This is a genomic window from Pseudorhodobacter sp. (assembly GCF_034675685.1).
Classification (GTDB): Bacteria; Pseudomonadota; Alphaproteobacteria; order Rhodobacterales; family Rhodobacteraceae; genus Pseudorhodobacter.
Genome location: NZ_JAUCDA010000018.1, coordinates 62157 through 80227, shown reverse-complemented (window position 1 = coordinate 80227; position 18071 = coordinate 62157). Strand labels below are relative to the sequence as shown.

Here is an 18071-nt window from a genome sequence, read left to right as displayed (position 1 = left end):
TTTATTGAACGCCCGCGCGCAGGCAGTCGTGGATATGCAAAATGCCAAGCGGTCGCGCCTGTGCATCAGTGACGAAAAGCATGGTGATTTTTCGTTGGTTCATCACGGCGACCGCCTCGGCTGCCAACATTTCCGGCGGTGCGGTCAGGGGCGTGCGGGTGGCCACATCAAAGGCGGCTTTGTCCATTAACCCCTTCATATTACGTCGCAAATCACCATCGGTAATGACTCCGACAAGGCGCGGGCCATCCATGACCCCGGCGGTGCCAAAGCCCTTTTGCGTCATCACCAGCAAAGTTTCAGCCATCGGCGTATCGGTGGCGACCAGTGGCAAATCATTGGCCCCGCGCATCAATTGGCCAACGCGGGCAAGGCGCGCGCCGAGGCGGCCTCCGGGGTGGAAGGTTCGAAAATGCTCTGGCTCGAATCCGCGGCGTTCCATCAGGGCTACGGCCAAGGCATCCCCCAGGGCCAGCGCCATCGTGGTCGAAGTGGTGGGGGCAAGGCCCAGGGGGCAGGCCTCGGGGGCGGCGGGTAAGGTCAGGTTCAGGTCTGCAGCCAAGGCAAGCGTGCTGCTGGCCCGCGACGAAATCGCAATCAACGGGATGGTAAAGCGACGGGTATGGGCGATCACATCGCCCAGTTCGGTCGTCTCACCCGAGTTTGACAGGGCGATAACCACGTCCGCAGGGGTAATGGTGCCTAGGTCGCCGTGGCTCGCCTCGGCTGGGTGTACGAAATAGGCCGGCGTTCCAGTAGAGGACAGGGTGGCGGCAATTTTGCGGGCGATATGGCCAGATTTACCGATACCCGACAGGATCACCCGGCCTTTGCACGATATCAACTGCTCTACCACGGCGGCAAAATCGGCTGGCAATGCCTTGGACAGGGCCAGCAGCGCCTCGCCTTCAATGCGCAAAACACGGGCCGCAGCGATCAGGGGCGAGAGGGGAGCGTTGGTCATGTAATCCTCTGGCGGCAATGGTTGGTCGTGTTCATACAGCGGAATGCCAGGGCGCGAAAGCCACTAGCGCCGCTGCGCCCCAAATGCCAGAAAAATCTTGACCAGAATATGGGGTGCGCTAAGACGGAGTGCGCTTGACTTTCAGCGGGCAAAAAGATGATCAACCTGAAGTTGCCCCAACGGCAGTCGGGGCGGGTGAACCTTCTCGCACCCATGAAACACGGAATTGAGAGCAGAATAAATGAGTAAGATTGTATTGGTAACAGGTGGGGCAGGTTATATCGGCTCGCACGCGTGCAAGGCTTTGAAAAAAGCCGGTTATATTCCGGTAACTTTTGATAATCTGGAAACCGGTTGGGAAGATGCTGTAAAGTTTGGTCCGTTTGAGCACGGCGATCTTTTGGATCGTGCGCGGTTGGATGAGGTCTTTGCCAAATGGCAACCTTTCGCAGTCATGCATTTCGCAGCCCTGAGCCAAGTGGGCGAGGCAGTGATGGAACCGGGGCGCTATTGGCGGGTGAATGTGGGGGGGTCGCTGAACCTGATAGAGGCGGCGGTGGCGGCGGGATGCCTGGATTTCGTTTTCTCATCAACCTGTGCGACCTATGGCGACCAGGATGGCGTCGTCTTGGATGAGACGACAAAGCAAACCCCAAGCAACCCTTACGGATCGTCGAAACGTGCGATTGAGGAAATACTCCGTGATTTTGGTGTGGCACATGGGCTGCGCCATGTGATTTATCGTTACTTCAACGTGGCCGGCGCTGACCCAGATGGCGAAGTGGGGGAATTTCACCAGCCTGAGACCCATCTTATCCCGCTGATGCTGGACGCCATCAGTGGCAAACGAAGCGCCTTGACCTTGCACGGAACAGATTACCCCACCCATGACGGCACTTGCATTCGGGATTATGTTCATGTCTCAGACTTGGTGGACGCCCATGTCCTTGGGCTGCACTGGCTGGAGTTTGGCAAGGGCAGCCGGGTGTTTTGCCTGGGCACAGGCTCGGGCTTTTCAGTGCGGCAGGTGGTGAAAGAGGCGCGTGTTGTCACCAACAAGGAAGTGGTGATGCAGGTCGGCCCGCGCCGCGCGGGCGATGCGGTTTGTCTTGTGTCCGGCTCGGCCCGCGCGGTCGAGGAATTGGGCTGGTCGCCCGAACGATCGACGCTGCAACAAATGGTTGCGGATGCATGGCGCTGGCATGGAAGCGGGCATTACAACAAATAGCAGACCGCGTTTTTGGCCCAGATGACAGGCACAGCAAGGTTCAGCGTTCCCTCTACGGTTTTGCGGTCATTCCACGCGCGGCCGGAACCGTCGGATTTGCCTGTCTGGGTTTTGGGCAAATCGCTGACTGAGCTGCTCCCCGATTCTTGGACAGATTTCCGGGGGATTTAAGCTACTGCCTGCACCTGCTGATCAGTTTGGGTTGCATTGAAGTAAACCACGGCGGGCGGTTGTCCGCCATGGGCTGCGTGGGGGCACTGGTGGTTGTAGAAGGCGATCCTGCGCCCGACGCCAGCCCGGGCCTGTGATCCGGTCTCCCAAGCGTGCAGCCTCTCACACATGCTTTGCATGTGTTGCCGGCCAACGGATAGACGCATTCATATTTCAGCGGCCTCCAGAGACGTTCAATGAAGATGTTGTCCAGATAACGGGATTTCCATCCATCGAGATTTTTATCCTGGCCTGTTTCAGCCGGTCGGTCCAGTCGCACGACGTGACCTGACTGCCCTGATCCGTGTTCATGATCTCTGGCGGGCCGAACTTATGGATCGCCTCGCTCAGCGCCTCGAGGCAGAACTCCACCTCCAGCGTGTTCGAGATGCGCCAGGCCAGCATTTTGCGGCTGAACCAGTCCATGATTGCCACCAGGTAGAGGAACCCTTTGCGCATTGGAATGTAGGTGCTGTCGCTGCACCAGACCTAAGCAGATTGATCTTGGCTGGCCAACGCTTGGCTGGTGTGATTCTGTTGCCCTATCTGGTTTGGAGGGCGGGATATGGTGGGCAAATCACCATTGCGGGTGACGGGTTCGGAAAGATTGGCGCTTGAGGCATTGGCCGGCAGCGGTGCGCGAGGCGAAGCTGATCGGGCTCGGGCCATTTTGCTGACACTTGCCGGGTGGACGAGCAACCGCATCTCGCAGGCATTCGGTGTGCGCGAGGATACGGTTCGGCTGTGGCGCGGCGACTTCATGCGCGGCGGGGGCGTTGCCCTCAGGGCGCGTGTTGCGGCGGGGCCCGCGCCGGTCAAGGCAGAGGCGGCTCTGCGGGTGGTCGCTCCGCTTCTATCTGCGCCCGTCGCAGACCGGACAAACTGGACGCTGGCCCGCCTTGCCGCCGAAATCGCAAGGAGCGAGGGTGTGACGATCTCCTTGTCGCAGTTATGTTGATTGTCATTGAGAACTGACCCGGCACCAGCAGAAATTGTCATTGAGAATTGACCCATGTGTAACCTTGCCCCGGCTTAAATCAGCTGGGGGCGCATGGAGTGATAGACATGGGATTTTTGAGGGTAATTCGGAAATGGGCACTGCGGGATAAGATGCCTATTCGCGAGATCGCGCGGCGGACGGGCGTATCTCGCAACACGATCAAGAAGTATCTGCGGGAGGGGATTGTTGAACCTGCATTTCAGGTGCCAGATCGCCCCAGCAAGCTGGACCCTTATGCTAAGCATCTTACTGCGTGGCTGACGACTGATCAGCGCAAATCACGCAAGGAACGCCGAACGGCGAAGCTGATGCATGCCGATCTTGTAAAGCTTGGATATGACGGTTCCTACGAACGTGTTGCGGCCTTTGTGCGGGAATGGAAGGGTGACCGGCAGCGTGCGCATCACACGACAGATCGTGGGACTTTCGTGCCGCTGGTGTTCGCGCCGGGCGAGGCTTTCCAGTTCGATTGGAGCGAGGACTGGGCCTATGTCGGCGGCGAGCGTATCAAGCTTCAGGTCGCCCATATCAAGCTGTCACACAGCCGGGCATTTTTGGTGCGGGCCTATCTGTTGCAAACGCATGACCCTCTCGTGACATTTCCTGCAGAAATGCACTGCCGGGCAATGGATGCTGTTTGATGCCCACTGGCATGCATTCCGCGTCTTCGAAGGCGTCCGCGGGCGTGGCATCTATGATAACATGAAGACCGCGGTCGACCGGGTTGGCGTCGGCAAACAGCGTGATGTGAATGCGCGGTTCCTGGCCATGCATTGCCCGGCAGGCGCATGCACAGCATGCTGCCGGGAGGGACCAGCCACTACGTCTTCGATCCCGAGTTCTGCAATCCGGCGGCGGGCTGGGGCAAGCCATTGGTGCGCCATTGGTTCAAGCCCAATGGCGGCGGTCAGGTTGAGAAGAGCGTGCGTGATGCCCGACATCGCCTATGGCAGGTCGCTCCTGTCTTCCCAGACCTTGGCTCGCACTGAATGAATGGCTGGAAGATCGTTGCAAGCTGCTGTGGGCGGAGACGGCACATGGCGCACTGCCTGGCAGCATTGCTGACGTTTGGGAGGCCGAGAGGTCTGCCCTGATGCCCCTGCCCACGATGTTGATGGCTTTGTCGATCCACGCCCCCGCGAAGGGGGCGACGGCGGAAATGCGACAAACAAGGCTATCGTTGCTTGGTTTCGATCCACGCCCCCGCGAAGGGGGCGACGGTTTGGCCTGTTTAACACGTCACCTGATAATAGGTTTCGATCCACGCCCCCGCGAAGGGGGCGACCTGGCTTGGTTTAAGTCTAATCTATACCTAATTGTTTCGATCCACGCCCCCGCGAAGGGGGCGACGAACGTCGCAGAAGTCGTTCATGCTTTCGATTTGACTGTTTCGATCCACGCCCCCGCGAAGGGGGCGACCTCGCGTATTTACGAAAAGATGTTTAACGATTCACTGTTTCGATCCACGCCCCCGCGAAGGGGGCGACCCAGACAGGCTTTCCATTTTTGAGGGTGCGGCATTGTTTCGATCCACGCCCCCGCGAAGGGGGCGACCATGTGCAGCCTTCAAACCCGCACAGAGCCTTTGTTTCGATCCACGCCCCCGCGAAGGGGGCGACGGTTTCACAAACACACGATGGAATTTGGAGGGAAGTTTCGATCCACGCCCCCGCGAAGGGGGCGACCATCATCCATTTTTAGCATATTGCCGGACGCAAGGTTTCGATCCACGCCCCCGCGAAGGGGGCGACTAAAGCTAACACCGATAAGGAGTGGATCGGAAAATGTTTCGATCCACGCCCCCGCGAAGGGGGCGACATGCGCAGTTGTGTGGCATCGCGCTTTGCATCAATGTTTCGATCCACGCCCCCGCGAAGGGGGCGACGATTACACCGTCGCGCACACGGCGCCGCTCTGAGCTGTTTCGATCCACGCCCCCGCGAAGGGGGCGACCTGAGGGGTTCGCGGCGGCTGTCAACATCGGGGCCGGTTTCGATCCACGCCCCCGCGAAGGGGGCGACAAGATTTCAGACTTCTCAGCACCTTGGATTACAGGGTTTCGATCCACGCCCCCGCGAAGGGGGCGACGCACGTGCAGCCTTCAAACCCGCACAGAGCCTTTGTTTCGATCCACGCCCCCGCGAAGGGGGCGACCTGTCAGAAAGGGTAAGTGAATCTTGATTGTAACAGTTTCGATCCTTACGCCCCCGCGAAGGGGGCGACATGATTTCCCGCACAACTGCAACTTTCATAATCAGGTTTCGATCCACGCCCCCCGCGAAGGGGGCGACCGTGATGCAAATCGATAGAGTGGTTTCTTTTACTTGTTTCGATCCACGCCCCCGCGAAGGGGGCGACTCCCGCATCACGGAAAGCCTGCGTTACCATCTGTGTTTCGATCCACGCCCCCGCGAAGGGGGCGACTAACCAACTTATTAAACCGCCGATCCCATCCCTTGTTTCGATCCACGCCCCCGCGAAGGGGACGACTCTGCGGCATTTGGCGCATTGCTCGCTGGCATGATGTTTCGATCCACGCCCCCGCGAAGGGGGCGACATTCCGCCTCATATTCCGCGCTTGCAATCTGCGGTTTCGATCCACGCCCCCGCGAAGGGGGCGACTCTTTCCGTAGCACCATTTACGGTTGCAACAAGTGTTTCGATCCACGCCCCCGCGAAGGGGGCGACCTAGTTCGTCATAGAAATCAAGCGCACCATTCTGGTTTCGATCCACGCCCCCGCGAAGGGGGCGACGCGGTGGTGCATGTGTATATGACCCTGCAACTGGTGTTTCGATCCACGCCCCCGCGAAGGGGGCGACTTGATGTTGCAGTTGATGCTATCAGCCAGTCAATTGTTTCGATCCACGCCCCCGCGAAGGGGGCGACGCACCGCTGCGGAACGTGCTATCGTTAGGATTTGTTTCGATCCACGCCCCCGCGAAGGGGGCGACTTTTACCGCTCCTGTATTAATCCCATTTGCGACCAGTTTCGATCCCACGCCCCCGCGAAGGGGGCGACAGCTAGATCAATCAGAACGCGCGGTGAAAACACATGTTTCGATCCACGCCCCCGCGAAGGGGGCGACCGCCGACACTAAAATCAGTCGCCTTTATGTCTGGTTTCGATCCACGCCCCCGCGAAGGGGGCGACTCCAAGGTGCCGAGAAGTCTGAAATCTTTTGGATGTTTCGATCCACGCCCCCGCGAAGGGGGCGACGGCTTGTTCGGGGCATACGTTATCTCCCACCATAAGTTTCGATCCACGCCCCCGCGAAGGGGGCGACTAAACAATCTTTTCCACCACACGATCCACATATTGTTTCGATCCACGCCCCCGCGAAGGGGGCGACGATGAATACAATTTCAGTCGCGCCCGTGATTACGTTTCGATCCACGCCCCCGCGAAGGGGGCGACTTTGGTGATGCCGATGCGTGTTTAGGCTTGACACGTTTCGATCCACGCCCCCGCGAAGGGGGCGACAAGAAAATGGAGGTTGATATGTCACGCACTGAGGGTTTCGATCCACGCCCCCGCGAAGGGGGCGACCTCGATAAATGCTTCCGATCCTGCCGTAATGGTGTTTCGATCCACGCCCCCGCGAAGGGGGCGACATAATAACGGGTTTCTTCTGTTGACATTGCAAATGTTTCGATCCACGCCCCCGCGAAGGGGGCGACGTGTGTATCCACTCCTTAATAACCGCATATTCAGGTTTCGATCCACGCCCCCGCGAAGGGGGGGCGACTGCTGTTGATGTTGAGGCTACAGGTCAGGCAGGCTCAGGTTTCGATCCACGCCCCCGCGAAGGGGGCGACTTATGGATCGGATGGATTTATTGAGTGGCAAAAGGTTTCGATCCACGCCCCCGCGAAGGGGGCGACTCGGGCTGATACGGTGATCTATCAGCTATTGACTGTTTCGATCCACGCCCCCGCGAAGGGGGCGACTTGAACGCATCAACATCGCGGGTGTTCCAATCGAGGTTTCGATCCACGCCCCCGCGAAGGGGGCGACATACGGCTTTACACTTTCTGGGGCATCACCGTAAGTTTCGATCCACGCCCCCGCGAAGGGGGCGACCAAAAATCGCGGTATTTTATCCTTGCACTGTATTGTTTCGATCCACGCCCCCGCGAAGGGGGCGACCCAGCTTCATACGCGGCATGTTCAACGCGCGTTGGTTTCGATCCACGCCCCCGCGAAGGGGGCGACTAGGGCCTGTTGAGATTCATCGAGAGTTGATGATAGCGGCGGCCAGATAGATTATTGAAGCGAAGCTCTGGTCTGTTTTACAGGCCCGCAGGGCTATACGTTTGAATTCCTTCAGTTTTTGAAAGTAGTTCTCAATCAGATGCCGCCATTTGTAACTATGGTTGTCGAACTCTGGCGGGAATTTTCGGTTGGATTTTGGTGGGATGACCGGAATAATTCCTGAAACACTCAGGGTTTCGCGCAGCCAGTTGGCGTCAAATGCGCGATCCGCAAGGAACATTTTGCAGGAAATACCCTCAATGATCTCTGCCGTTTCGCGCAGATCATGGACTTGCCCCGGCATCAGACGAAATGAAACCAGATTGCCGAGCGCATCAGTCAGGCCCAGAATTTTTGTGGTAATTCCACCGCGAGATCGCCCTATAGCCTGGCTTTGAGTCCCCCTTTTGCGCCCTGTCCGTGGCGGTGAACCTTGCAGATTGTGCCATCAATCATGACGCATTCCATGTCTGGATCACCCGACACGGCGTCAAATATCCGTTTGAAAACATCGGCTTTGACCCAATGTCGGAAGCGTTTGAAAATGGTGTTCCAGTTGCCAAATTCAGCTGGAAGATCACGCCACGGGGCACCGGTTCGGGCAATCCACAAAACCGCCTCCATGAAAACGCGACTGTCCCCGCCCGTGCGACCGGGGTCACCTTTTTTGCCAAAACAATGCGGCTCCATCAAAGCCCACTGGGTATCGTTGATAACAAAACGCTCGCTCAACATCCAAACCTCCTTTTTTGAAGGAGTGAATCAGAAGTCAGCCAAATTGTGAATCCTGAAATCTCAACAAGCCCTAGTATCCGCAGCAAGAATTCCCACAACAAACTGGTTTCGATCCACGCCCCCGCGAAGGGGGCGACCGCGCAAATTTGGGATATGAAGTACCGACTAAAAGTTTCGATCCACGCCCCCGCGAAGGGGGCGACACGGCTAGGCGTCACAGTCCACAGATCACGCGGGTTTCGATCCACGCCCCCGCGAAGGGGGCGACAAGATGGTGTTTGATAAGAAACGCGGATTAACAGGTTTCGATCCACGCCCCCGCGAAGGGGGCGACGCCAACTTGTTCAATCCAGAATCGGCCAGCTTGTGTTTCGATCCACGCCCCCGCGAAGGGGGCGACCATCATCCATTTTTAGCATATTGCCGGACGCAAGGTTTCGATCCACGCCCCCGCGAAGGGGGCGACCTGATTGTAGACTCGGCCAATAGCATCTGCACCTGTGTTTCGATCCACGCCCCCGCGAAGGGGGCGACGTGTGCCACCACTCCTTAATAACCGCATAGTCAGGTTTCGATCCACGCCCCCGCGAAGGGGGCGACTAATCGCGGCAATGGATTGTGATGCACCGCTGCGGTTTCGATCCACGCCCCCGCGAAGGGGGCGACAACAGGGTCAGTTTCCAACGAACGGCGCATACTAGTTTCGATCCACGCCCCCGCGAAGGGGGCGACGGGCCTGATAAGTCTGGCAACGTGGTTATAGTGGCGTTTCGATCCACGCCCCCGCGAAGGGGGCGACTTATAAGCTACGTTCAAATCCTGACACACAAAAGGTTTCGATCCACGCCCCCGCGAAGGGGGCGACGACGTAAAGATTGCGCACTTGCCCCACTTCATCCAGTTTCGATCCACGCCCCCGCGAAGGGGGCGACAGCCTTTGCCTCTGCCATCGCTAAAGCCAAGGGTGTTTCGATCCACGCCCCCGCGAAGGGGGCGACAAGGTCGATAGCAGACCGCACAAGCCCCAGATGTTTCGATCCACGCCCCCGCGAAGGGGGCGACTTACAGGTTCGATCCCTGTTGCCGCACTCAACATGTTTCGATCCACGCCCCCGCGAAGGGGGCGACACGGAAACATTCCGACTTCTTATATTACGTTCTCGGTTTCGATCCACGCCCCCGCGAAGGGGGCGACCCGGATGCTTTTAGCAGCACGTTGGCAAGGATAGGTTTCGATCCACGCCCCCGCGAAGGGGGCGACGCCGCATTGTCTCTACAACTTCAGGCAATGTGGAGTTTCGATCCACGCCCCCGCGAAGGGGGCGACGTGTGCTTGTCTGGCACGATCCTGTTATAGCTGCCCCGCCCCCCAAGGGCACATCAATCGCCACGGATAGATGGTATGCGTAGTTTCGATCCACGCCCCCGCGAAGGGGGCGACAGCCTAAGTAAGGGCAAGCCTAAGTCGGACGAGTGGTTTCGATCCACGCCCCCGCGAAGGGGGCGACTTGAAACATTTGACGCTTTGATGGAGGCGCTTTACGTTTCGATCCACGCCCCCGCGAAGGGGGCGACATACCAATTCGACGGTCGTTTTGGCATAATTGCAGTTTCGATCCACGCCCCCGCGAAGGGGGCGACGTTCAAGGTGCTGACAAGTCGGAAATATTCTGGATGTTTCGATCCACGCCCCCGCGAAGGGGGCGACAAGCATGGTATTCTCAGTATTGCGTGTTGATTGGTGTTTCGATCCACGCCCCCCCCGCGAAGGGGGCGACGTGTGCTTGTCTGGCACGATCCGGTTATAGTCTGGTTTCGATCCACGCCCCCGCGAAGGGGGCGACCTAACGCGCTGGTCATACAACCAACGCGGAAGGATAGTTTCGATCCACGCCCCCGCGAAGGGGGCGACGATCATGCCAGACCTCCCCCAGCAGTCTCGGGATGTTTCGATCCACGCCCCCGCGAAGGGGGCGACTGTAATCGCCCTCGTTTGCCTTACGCATGGCGGTTGTTTCGATCCACGCCCCCGCGAAGGGGGCGACGCCGCAGTGTTCGTGGCTTGGTTTATTTGATGGAGTTTCGATCCACGCCCCCGCGAAGGGGGCGACGAGGTATCTTCCGGTTTCCACGTCTTGAAAATTGTGTTTCGATCCACGCCCCCGCGAAGGGGGCGACCCAGTACAACATGGTTTGGTGGCCCGGTTTGGTCGGGTTTCGATCCACGCCCCCGCGAAGGGGGCGACTGACTAGCTTGTTAAACCGCGCTATCCCATCCCTTGGTTTCGATCCACGCCCCCGCGAAGGGGGCGACCCAGTTCACATCGTCTCCAATATTGATCGTCTTGTGTTTCGATCCACGCCCCCGCGAAGGGGGCGACATCTTTACATTGCGGTGTGGCGCGCCTATTCCGCAACGTTTCGATCCACGCCCCCGCGAAGGGGGCGACCACAAGGCCCATGACTTCCTTTTGCCACTCGATGGGTTTCGATCCACGCCCCCGCGAAGGGGGCGACGCACAAGGCCCATGACTTCCTTTTGCCACTCGATGTTTCGATCCACGCCCCCGCGAAGGGGGCGACCACATCGTCACCATCCAGATTACCGCATCGCCGACACCTCCTGTTTCGATCCACGCCCCCGCGAAGGGGGCGACATGTTTCCAGACGTTATTACACCTTCAGCAACAATGTTTCGATCCACGCCCCCGCGAAGGGGGCGACAGGGTTATTCTTGCGGGTTGATCTTGTCAATAAACAGTTTCGATCCACGCCCCCGCGAAGGGGGCGACCGGGCCAGCCTCGCTCAACCCGTTCAACATGGCGCTGTTTCGATCCACGCCCCCGCGAAGGGGGCGACTGTGTGCTTGTAAATGGGACGATCCTGGTATAGTCTGGGTTTCGATCCACGCCCCCGCGAAGGGGGCGACCCGTATGCTTTTAGCAGCACATTGGCAAGAATAGGTTTCGATCCACGCCCCCGCGAAGGGGGCGACGCGGCTGCACTGGTTCATCGGTTTTTGAAGCCGGGGTTTCGATCCACGCCCCCGCGAAGGGGGCGACGACTACCAATTCGACGGACGTTTTGGCCTAATTGCAGTTTCGATCCACGCCCCCGCGAAGGGGGCGACCCTGATGCTTTTAGCAGCACGTTGTCAAGGGGATAGGTTTCGATCCACGCCCCCGCGAAGGGGGCGACAGGAGCAGGCCCCTCACCCTGCGCTTCCCCAAAACCCGCGGGGTTTCGATCCACGCCCCCGCGAAGGGGGCGACGGTGCGGGCAAAGGCGGCGCGCGCTTTGGATAAGTTGTGTTTCGATCCACGCCCCCGCGAAGGGGGCGACTGACTCTGCAATGAGCGGTTTGCAATTCGACAATAGTTTCGATCCACGCCCCCGCGAAGGGGGCGACGACGCCGGAGCTGGCGCGGTATCGGCATACCTCTGGGCGGGTTTCGATCCACGCCCCCGCGAAGGGGGCGACAGTACCGCACCGTCCCGGTGCCAGGCGCGCCGAGGAGCGTTTCGATCCACGCCCCCGCGAAGGGGGCGACGACCAATCTGTTCAAAGCTTTCCAACCGCGACAGGTCTGGGGGTTTCGATCCACGCCCCCGCGAAGGGGGCGACCTGACGGATTACAATGACGGTAAATGGCATCTATGGGTTTCGATCCACGCCCCCCGCGAAGGGGGCGACCGGACCGCGTTGCAACTGGGTTGGACCGGGCGAGTTTCGATCCCACGCCCCCGCGAAGGGGGCGACGTACGGATTGATGGCGAGGGCGAGTCCCGAGTCAAGGTTTCGATCCACGCCCCCGCGAAGGGGGCGACCCAAGCGGCCAGCGTCAATAACGCTGGTTATTAGTTTCGATCCACGCCCCCGCGAAGGGGGCGACGTTGCGGTGGTCAATCGGCGGTCTGACGGACGCAGAGTTTCGATCCACGCCCCCGCGAAGGGGGCGACCGGCGGCGTTAGCAGCCATTTCGCCGGATATGGCATGGTTTCGATCCACGCCCCCGCGAAGGGGGCGACTGATGAGTCGACGCGACGTTGACGCATGACCCTGCTGCCGTTTCGATCCACGCCCCCGCGAAGGGGGCGACCCCATGGCTGGTCTGTGTCCTGCGCCCATCGCGCGGTTTCGATCCACGCCCCCGCGAAGGGGGCGACTCCTAACCAACTAAAGCATTGCATCGCCAGAGAAAAGAAGCGTTGTGGCGCGAACCCAATGGCGAGCAGGTCAGGTTAACTCCATGAAAAACGTAAGCTCTATAAAATGCAAAAGTAATACAAGGGGTTGAATGCGGTGCGAAAAAAGAGCCGATCTCAACGCACGAATGCTGTTCGCACCGAGGCCCGAACAGTATGTTCATATGATCAGGGTGCCCCCGAAGTCTGTTGCAGGCTTGGCCCCCACATGTTCGATTTTACGCTGCCAGTTCGAGCCAAGGTAATAATAGCGCAAACTGTCAAACTCGGGCCGGATGATCGCTTCCAATCTCGTTTTAAGCTTAGTCCATTGGGCGGGTTCGACCTCAATCTCGAACACTGAATATTGCACGCGTTGGCCAAAATCCTGACAGGCGCGCGCAACATGACGCAGGCGCCTCTTGCCGCCATCTTCCAGAGTATTCACATCATATGTCACAAGAACCAACATGTCATTTCCAAAACCATGGTGGATATCCATCAAGATCACCACGTAAATGGCGGGCAAGCATTTGGGCTTGAACAAAGGGAACCAGGCCAAAGGGGATTTTTTCGGCCAGAAACGGGTGCAACCGTTCTTCCTTTTTACGGGTTTGCCACGCGGTCAGAACTGTCTTGCGTGCGTCATCACTCATCATCACGGCCCCGCCGTCGCGGGTTTCAAAATCCGTAGCACGCAACTGGCGGCGGTTCACCAACGACAGGGCGAGGCGATCGACAAGAACGGGACGCAATTCTTCCATCAGATCCAGCGCAAGGCTGGGCCTGCCCGGGCGGTCACGGTGCAAGAACCCGACGGCGGGGTCAAGACCCACGGCCTCAGCCGCGCTACGGCAATCATGGGTCAACAAGGTGTAGAGAAACGACAATAGCGCATTCATCGGGTCAAGTGGTGGTCGGCGGGACCGGCTGGCCCAGCGAAAGGCAGGGTCAGGGCTTCGGATAAGGTGGTCGAAGACACTGAAGTATAGCGCTGCGGCTTCCCCTTCCATCCCGCGCAGTTCGTCTGCATCGGCTGGGGCGCATTCAATGTTGCGCAGAATTTGCGCCATGCGGTCACAGGCTGCAGTCAGGGCGCCGTGGGCGGCTGGCCCAAACTCGCTGCCGTAATCGCGCAAGGATCGCATCAGAACCGCGCGTTGATTGGCAACCTTTCCAAGTAGTAGCGCGCGAATTATATCTTTTGGCGCGTCGCTGGCGCGGTATTGCGCGCGGCGCAGCAGCACATTGCCGGTCACGGGGCCCTCGATCCGTGCGGCGAACCGGCCATTGCGCCCTAGCAGAACGATGGTGATCCCCGCCCCGGCACAGGCGCCGATCAGGGACGGAGACAGCAAGATCGGCCCGAACACCACGACCGAGGCCAGCATGTGCAACGGCACACGGGCTTTCACCTCACCCTCCACCTCGGCCACCAGATTTTCTCCATCCTTGCGCAAGGCACTGCCTTCGGTGGTGACATAAACGGTGTTCAACAGCTTTTTCATGGGGCGTCTGCCAGCATCGCGCGCAACTGGCTGGCGCGCCATGACAGGACCGGGCGACCGTAAAGCGCGGGTCTGCACAACTCGAGCAGCGAGCAGGCACGGCATCGGCTTTTTTGCGTGGTGGGCGGCGGGGTTATCCCAGAGGCAAGCACAGTGCGCAAATCTGCGATCACCGATAGTGTGAGCGCGCGTAAATCAGCATCAAAGGGGACTGTCACGCGGCGATGGGTTTCGGCATAATAAAGGGCACCTTGGGGCACGGTCTGGCCGGTCATCTCCTCCAAGCATAAGCTTTGTGCGCAAAGCTGCACCTCATCGGCGCGGTGCAGTTTAGGTTTGCCTCGCTTGTATTCCACCGGAAAGGGGATTTCCGCCACAAACTCCACCATATCACAGATGCCCGCAATCCCGAGCCGCTCGGAGGCCACGGCCAGCGCCATCACGCGCCGTACGCCACGCGCCTGACGCTTGCCGCCCTTGTCCGCCACGGCGTGCAACACATCGCCCTCTGCGGTAAAGCGGTTATCAGCCCAAAGCCGCTCCAGATGGATCAGCGCCGCTTGACGCAAGCAATAAGTCGCGTGTTGCAGCGCCGAGATCGGGATCGGTTCGGCGCTTTGCATCACACGATTTCTATAACCTCCACCCCGGCAGGCAGGGCATCACGGTCGATCTGCACCGAATAGTCACTGAAGCGGCGAGCGGGGGCAAGGTTGTCCAGCCGTGCATCAATGTTGCGGAACTCGCCGTCCACCGACCGGCCGATTTTTACAATGTCAAAGAGCTGGTGCGCCGGGGCGTTGCCCAGCGCAGAGTCGTGCCGAAACAGAATCAACTTGCGGGTAGACATCTGCCCCCGCGCCGCCGAATGGTCATGCTCAAACATCGACGACAAAGCCTCGGTCAGCAAGCCCAGATCAGCCTCGGAAAATCCGGTGCGCTCGGCAAATTTGGCCGAAATGAAGCCGTAAGCCACATAGACGCCATAAGGCACGATATGCTTGCGGCCCATGGTACGGTTTTCCTTGCGGTCGTCACTGTCGTCGCCCTCGGCCTTTTGCTTTTTCTCGGCCTCATTGGTGGCGGCCATCCGGGTGATCGAAATCTCGGCAGGCATGATCGGCTCTACCGAGGTTGCAAAGGTGATCTGCACCGGCCCCTTGACCTGTCCGCAATTCACGCCTGTTGACATGACCGCGCCAAAGCTGCGCACGTCAAAGAAATTGGCGCACATCCAGTCGCGCAGTTCGATCGCCTCCGCATCGTTCTTAGGGTTCAACTTGGCATCCTTGTCGACCTTTGGGTCGTCCGGGCGCAGGGCGCGGTAGGCTTTGCGATGCTGATCATTCAGGATTGAGCTTTCCTGAACATAGATATGATGCCCGTCCTGCCCCGTGCGGGCGAGGTCGACATAATTGCGGATCTTGCGTTTCAGGCTGACGTCCGAGACGAGGCCGTGGCCCGTCTCCGGGTCCATCCTTGGCATGTTGCCGGAATCGGGATCACCATTCGGATTGCCATTCGTCACGTCAAAAATCAGCACAAAGTCATGGCGTTGGGTCAGGGCGGTCATTTGGACATCTCCACTGTATCGGTTTGCGTCTCGCGCTTGCGAAAGGCCTCGGCGCGCTGATGGTAATAGCCAATGCCGAACATCGCCTGCTCTGCGCTGGTCAGGGCGACGGGGATCGGGTCTTGGCCCGGTTCCATCAGATCGGTGATGGAGGTCAGCAATTTTTCAAGATTCACCCCCCAGCCGGGGCTTTGTTTGCGCAGCTTGGCGAAATGATTGGCCGAACCGCGATCCAGCACTGCGAACACCTTTTGCGGGGTCGCCGAGGCTGACCCGTAGAATTTGTCCTTGATGGTCGCATTGACCTTGCCACCAAGGGCCGCGCGCTGCACCTCTTCATAGACAGCAAACAGCCGCCCGAGGATATAGCCCTTGTTTTGGGATGTGGGATCAAGCGCCACGGGAACCTCCACGTTCAGATTACGGATCAAGACGGATTTCAGAATACCTGCGCGCAGCGCGTTTACATCGCCATCGCCGCGCAGGCGCATCAGGGTGGTGGACAAAAGTGTGATAGGGTATTTCTGCCCTGTCAGGATGGCGCGCATCCAGTCACCCGCCAGATTGGGCGGTACGTTCTCGCGTTTGCCCAAAACTGCCAGTTCCTGCAAATACCTCCACAGCGGCGGAAAGTCGCCGCGCGGGGCTGGGTCCACAGACAAATTGGCGATGTGGTTCTGATAGTTGGCGATCAACGTGCCGAAGTCATCCTCATAATGAAACCGCACCGACAAGCGCGCGGCATTGGGGGCAAGGCCCAGAACGTGGAACCGTACGCCCTTGGCAAGGTCAGGCGCAACCTGCGCCAATGCGGTGCCCTTTTGGATCATCTCAAGCCGCAATTTGATTTCCCGAGTGGCGATTTCGTCCTCAGCTTCCGACCTCACCACCGCCAAAAGCACCAAAAAACAGCTCCTCGGCTTCCACCGCCGACCCATCGGCCCAGAACACCGTCGAGGCATCGCCGATCTGAATGCGGTGGCCGCTGTCTTTGGTCAGGAAATGATTGAGCGCGGTGGTATAGGCAAAGGCGGCGGCCTCTGACACCGGAGCATTGTCGCCTTGCTCGTGCCCATAAGAGGTAAACGCATCAAGGTTGAACGACACCAGTGCTGCCCCCGAGGATTGCGCGCCCCAAACCCCCTTAATGGAGGGATGCAACCGCGCGACTGGCGCCATTTCACCGTTCACCAGACACATCTGCGCGCCCGCCGCCGCGTCACCCGCCTTTTTGCGCCAAATTTCGTGCGCGGCTGGACGGTCATGCAACCACAGGCCTGACAAGCGGTCAGGTTCATAGGTGAAAACGGCATTCTGGTCGCGCAGATCATCTGTCATGCCTGGCAACGGCTGATCGGGCGTCCAGACCTCCAAAAACCGCAAGAACGCCAGTAAGCCCGCATCTTGCGTACCCTCCAGCCATTCCGCGTGGCGCTCCTTAAAGGCTTGATGTTCAGCCCCAGTGCGCTTGCCCTCGGCTGCAGTCAGGCCAAGCACATAGGCCGTCTTATCCCATAAGAAATTCGGCGCAATACCAGCCGTGCGCTTCACAGCTTGCGGTACTTGCAGCATCCATGGGCTTCGCTTTTTATCGTCGCCGCGCTTGTCGATCACGATGGCTGATCCATCATCACGCACCGAAACCAGCATCCCGATTTTTTCGATCGAAAACCCATATGGCGGCGCATCGGGCAGACGGTCATAGGCAGCGGCTAATGAGGCAAGCACGCTCATCGCAATACCCCTTGGCTTTCAGGGGCAGGCACCTGCATCACGCCATTTTCCAACCTGGCGCGGAAAAACATTGACGGACGGCTGGCGTGCGTATGGTCGATATCCCACAGCATCAGGCCCAGATCACGGGTCTCGGTAATCGGTTCGGGCAGGGGGGCGTCCTGCGCAAGCCATTCGAAATACGCGGTGAATTCGCGGGTGCCAAGGCAGGGCTGGTGGAAACACTGCCCCCTTTGCGCACGGCGCTTGAAGATATCCAGATGCTTGCCCGCATTATCCTCTGCCCCCGCTTTGTCGGTCATCTCGAAATGCGCTTCGATCAGATAGGCAGGCTTGACCAGAACTGTGGAGGCACGTTGCTGGCGGTCCTCATCGACCAAAATCCCCAACCCCTCCAGATCGCCGCGGTTCATCGCGCGCTTGATGCTGCCCGCCGGGGCTTTGTGCCCCACTTCGTTGCGCCGAATGGATTGATGGCGGATCGGGGCCAGCACATGAATGGCGTCAATCACCCAGCGGATCGCGGGCTTCCAATGCACCGCCTCCAGAATGCCGCGCGCCGCCGAAGGGGTCATCACATCATAGGTCAGCCGCTCAACTTTCAACTCAGGGCGGGTAAACAACCCATAATCGCCCCAGACCTTCAACCGCACACCGTATGACATTGAACCTCCACGT

Annotated in this window: 10 protein-coding genes, 3 pseudogenes and 6 CRISPR repeat arrays; of the genes and pseudogenes, 3 read left to right on the top strand and 10 right to left on the bottom strand. The window is 59.1% G+C overall.

Annotated elements, in window-relative coordinates; genetic code table 11:
- Position 1 precedes the first annotated feature (1 nt).
- Positions 2–964: a KpsF/GutQ family sugar-phosphate isomerase gene (locus VDP61_RS15850; protein ID WP_323007837.1), complete on the bottom strand. Its 963-nt coding sequence runs from the start codon at positions 962–964 to the stop codon at positions 2–4.
- Between the two features lie 241 nt (positions 965–1205).
- On the opposite strand from VDP61_RS15850, the gene galE reads away from it, so the two are divergent.
- A complete protein-coding gene (gene galE / locus VDP61_RS15845; protein ID WP_323007836.1) occupies positions 1206–2192 on the top strand; it encodes a UDP-glucose 4-epimerase GalE in 987 nt (328 codons plus the stop codon).
- 167 nt (positions 2193–2359) lie between these two features.
- On the opposite strand, the pseudogene VDP61_RS15840 reads toward galE, so the two are convergent.
- A pseudogene (locus VDP61_RS15840) lies at positions 2360–2891 on the bottom strand (transposase); the annotation flags it as partial.
- Positions 2892–2967: 76 nt separating this feature from the next.
- Between VDP61_RS15840 and VDP61_RS15835 the strand changes: the two are divergent.
- Both VDP61_RS15835 and istA read left to right on the top strand, forming a co-directional pair.
- Positions 2968–3360, top strand: coding sequence for a helix-turn-helix domain-containing protein (locus tag VDP61_RS15835; protein ID WP_323007835.1), 393 nt, complete (start codon positions 2968–2970; stop codon positions 3358–3360).
- A gap of 107 nt (positions 3361–3467) precedes the next feature.
- Positions 3468–4504: pseudogene (gene istA, locus VDP61_RS15830) on the top strand (IS21 family transposase); the annotation flags it as partial.
- 18 nt (positions 4505–4522) lie between these two features.
- Positions 4523–5556: a CRISPR direct-repeat array (repeat unit 32 nt; unit sequence GTTTCGATCCACGCCCCCGCGAAGGGGGCGAC).
- A 171-nt stretch (positions 5557–5727) separates the two neighbouring features.
- Positions 5728–7617: a CRISPR direct-repeat array (repeat unit 32 nt; unit sequence GTTTCGATCCACGCCCCCGCGAAGGGGGCGAC).
- Between the two features lie 16 nt (positions 7618–7633).
- Here the strand turns inward: istA and VDP61_RS15825 are convergent.
- The 8 genes and pseudogenes from VDP61_RS15825 to cas5c form a co-directional block, all read right to left on the bottom strand.
- Positions 7634–8346, bottom strand: a pseudogene (locus VDP61_RS15825) (IS5 family transposase).
- A gap of 149 nt (positions 8347–8495) precedes the next feature.
- Positions 8496–9718: direct repeats of the CRISPR family, unit length 32 nt; unit sequence GTTTCGATCCACGCCCCCGCGAAGGGGGCGAC.
- A gap of 81 nt (positions 9719–9799) precedes the next feature.
- A CRISPR array of direct repeats spans positions 9800–10099; the repeat unit is 32 nt; unit sequence GTTTCGATCCACGCCCCCGCGAAGGGGGCGAC.
- Positions 10100–10202: 103 nt separating this feature from the next.
- A CRISPR array of direct repeats spans positions 10203–12017; the repeat unit is 32 nt; unit sequence GTTTCGATCCACGCCCCCGCGAAGGGGGCGAC.
- A gap of 102 nt (positions 12018–12119) precedes the next feature.
- Positions 12120–12560: direct repeats of the CRISPR family, unit length 32 nt; unit sequence GTTTCGATCCACGCCCCCGCGAAGGGGGCGAC.
- 199 nt (positions 12561–12759) lie between these two features.
- Positions 12760–13050, bottom strand: coding sequence for a CRISPR-associated endonuclease Cas2 (gene cas2 / locus VDP61_RS15820; RefSeq protein WP_323007834.1), 291 nt, complete (start codon positions 13048–13050; stop codon positions 12760–12762).
- Position 13051: 1 nt separating this feature from the next.
- Positions 13052–14086, bottom strand: coding sequence for a type I-C CRISPR-associated endonuclease Cas1c (gene cas1c / locus VDP61_RS15815; protein WP_323007833.1), 1035 nt, complete (start codon positions 14084–14086; stop codon positions 13052–13054).
- Positions 14083–14709: a CRISPR-associated protein Cas4 gene (gene cas4, locus VDP61_RS15810; RefSeq protein ID WP_323007832.1), complete on the bottom strand. Its 627-nt coding sequence runs from the start codon at positions 14707–14709 to the stop codon at positions 14083–14085. The genes cas1c and cas4 overlap by 4 nt, the downstream gene beginning before the upstream one ends.
- Positions 14709–15659, bottom strand: a complete 951-nt coding sequence (gene cas7c / locus VDP61_RS15805; RefSeq protein ID WP_323007831.1) for a type I-C CRISPR-associated protein Cas7/Csd2 — start codon at positions 15657–15659, stop codon at positions 14709–14711. Before cas7c ends, cas4 begins: the two co-directional genes overlap by 1 nt.
- The gene (cas8c, locus tag VDP61_RS15800; RefSeq protein WP_323007830.1) at positions 15656–16546 is read right to left on the bottom strand and encodes a type I-C CRISPR-associated protein Cas8c/Csd1; all 891 of its coding nucleotides are present in this window, start codon (positions 16544–16546) and stop codon (positions 15656–15658) included. The genes cas7c and cas8c (VDP61_RS15800) overlap by 4 nt, the downstream gene beginning before the upstream one ends.
- Positions 16530–17393, bottom strand: a complete 864-nt coding sequence (gene cas8c, locus VDP61_RS15795) for a type I-C CRISPR-associated protein Cas8c/Csd1 (RefSeq protein WP_323007829.1) — start codon at positions 17391–17393, stop codon at positions 16530–16532. The genes cas8c (VDP61_RS15800) and cas8c (VDP61_RS15795) overlap by 17 nt, the downstream gene beginning before the upstream one ends.
- A complete protein-coding gene (cas5c, locus tag VDP61_RS15790) occupies positions 17390–18058 on the bottom strand; it encodes a type I-C CRISPR-associated protein Cas5c (RefSeq protein ID WP_323007828.1) in 669 nt (222 codons plus the stop codon). The genes cas8c (VDP61_RS15795) and cas5c overlap by 4 nt, the downstream gene beginning before the upstream one ends.
- Positions 18059–18071 lie beyond the last annotated feature (13 nt).

Coding starts and splice junctions, on each gene's coding strand:
- cas4 (WP_323007832.1), bottom strand. CDS start 14,709: ATGCAAAGCGCCGAACCGATCCCGATCTCGGCGCTGCAACACGCGACT.
- cas8c (WP_323007829.1), bottom strand. CDS start 17,393: ATGAGCGTGCTTGCCTCATTAGCCGCTGCCTATGACCGTCTGCCCGAT.
- VDP61_RS15850 (WP_323007837.1), bottom strand. CDS start 964: ATGACCAACGCTCCCCTCTCGCCCCTGATCGCTGCGGCCCGTGTTTTG.
- galE (WP_323007836.1), top strand. CDS start 1,206: ATGAGTAAGATTGTATTGGTAACAGGTGGGGCAGGTTATATCGGCTCG.
- cas2 (WP_323007834.1), bottom strand. CDS start 13,050: ATGTTGGTTCTTGTGACATATGATGTGAATACTCTGGAAGATGGCGGC.
- cas5c (WP_323007828.1), bottom strand. CDS start 18,058: ATGTCATACGGTGTGCGGTTGAAGGTCTGGGGCGATTATGGGTTGTTT.
- cas1c (WP_323007833.1), bottom strand. CDS start 14,086: ATGAAAAAGCTGTTGAACACCGTTTATGTCACCACCGAAGGCAGTGCC.
- VDP61_RS15835 (WP_323007835.1), top strand. CDS start 2,968: ATGGTGGGCAAATCACCATTGCGGGTGACGGGTTCGGAAAGATTGGCG.
- cas7c (WP_323007831.1), bottom strand. CDS start 15,659: ATGACCGCCCTGACCCAACGCCATGACTTTGTGCTGATTTTTGACGTG.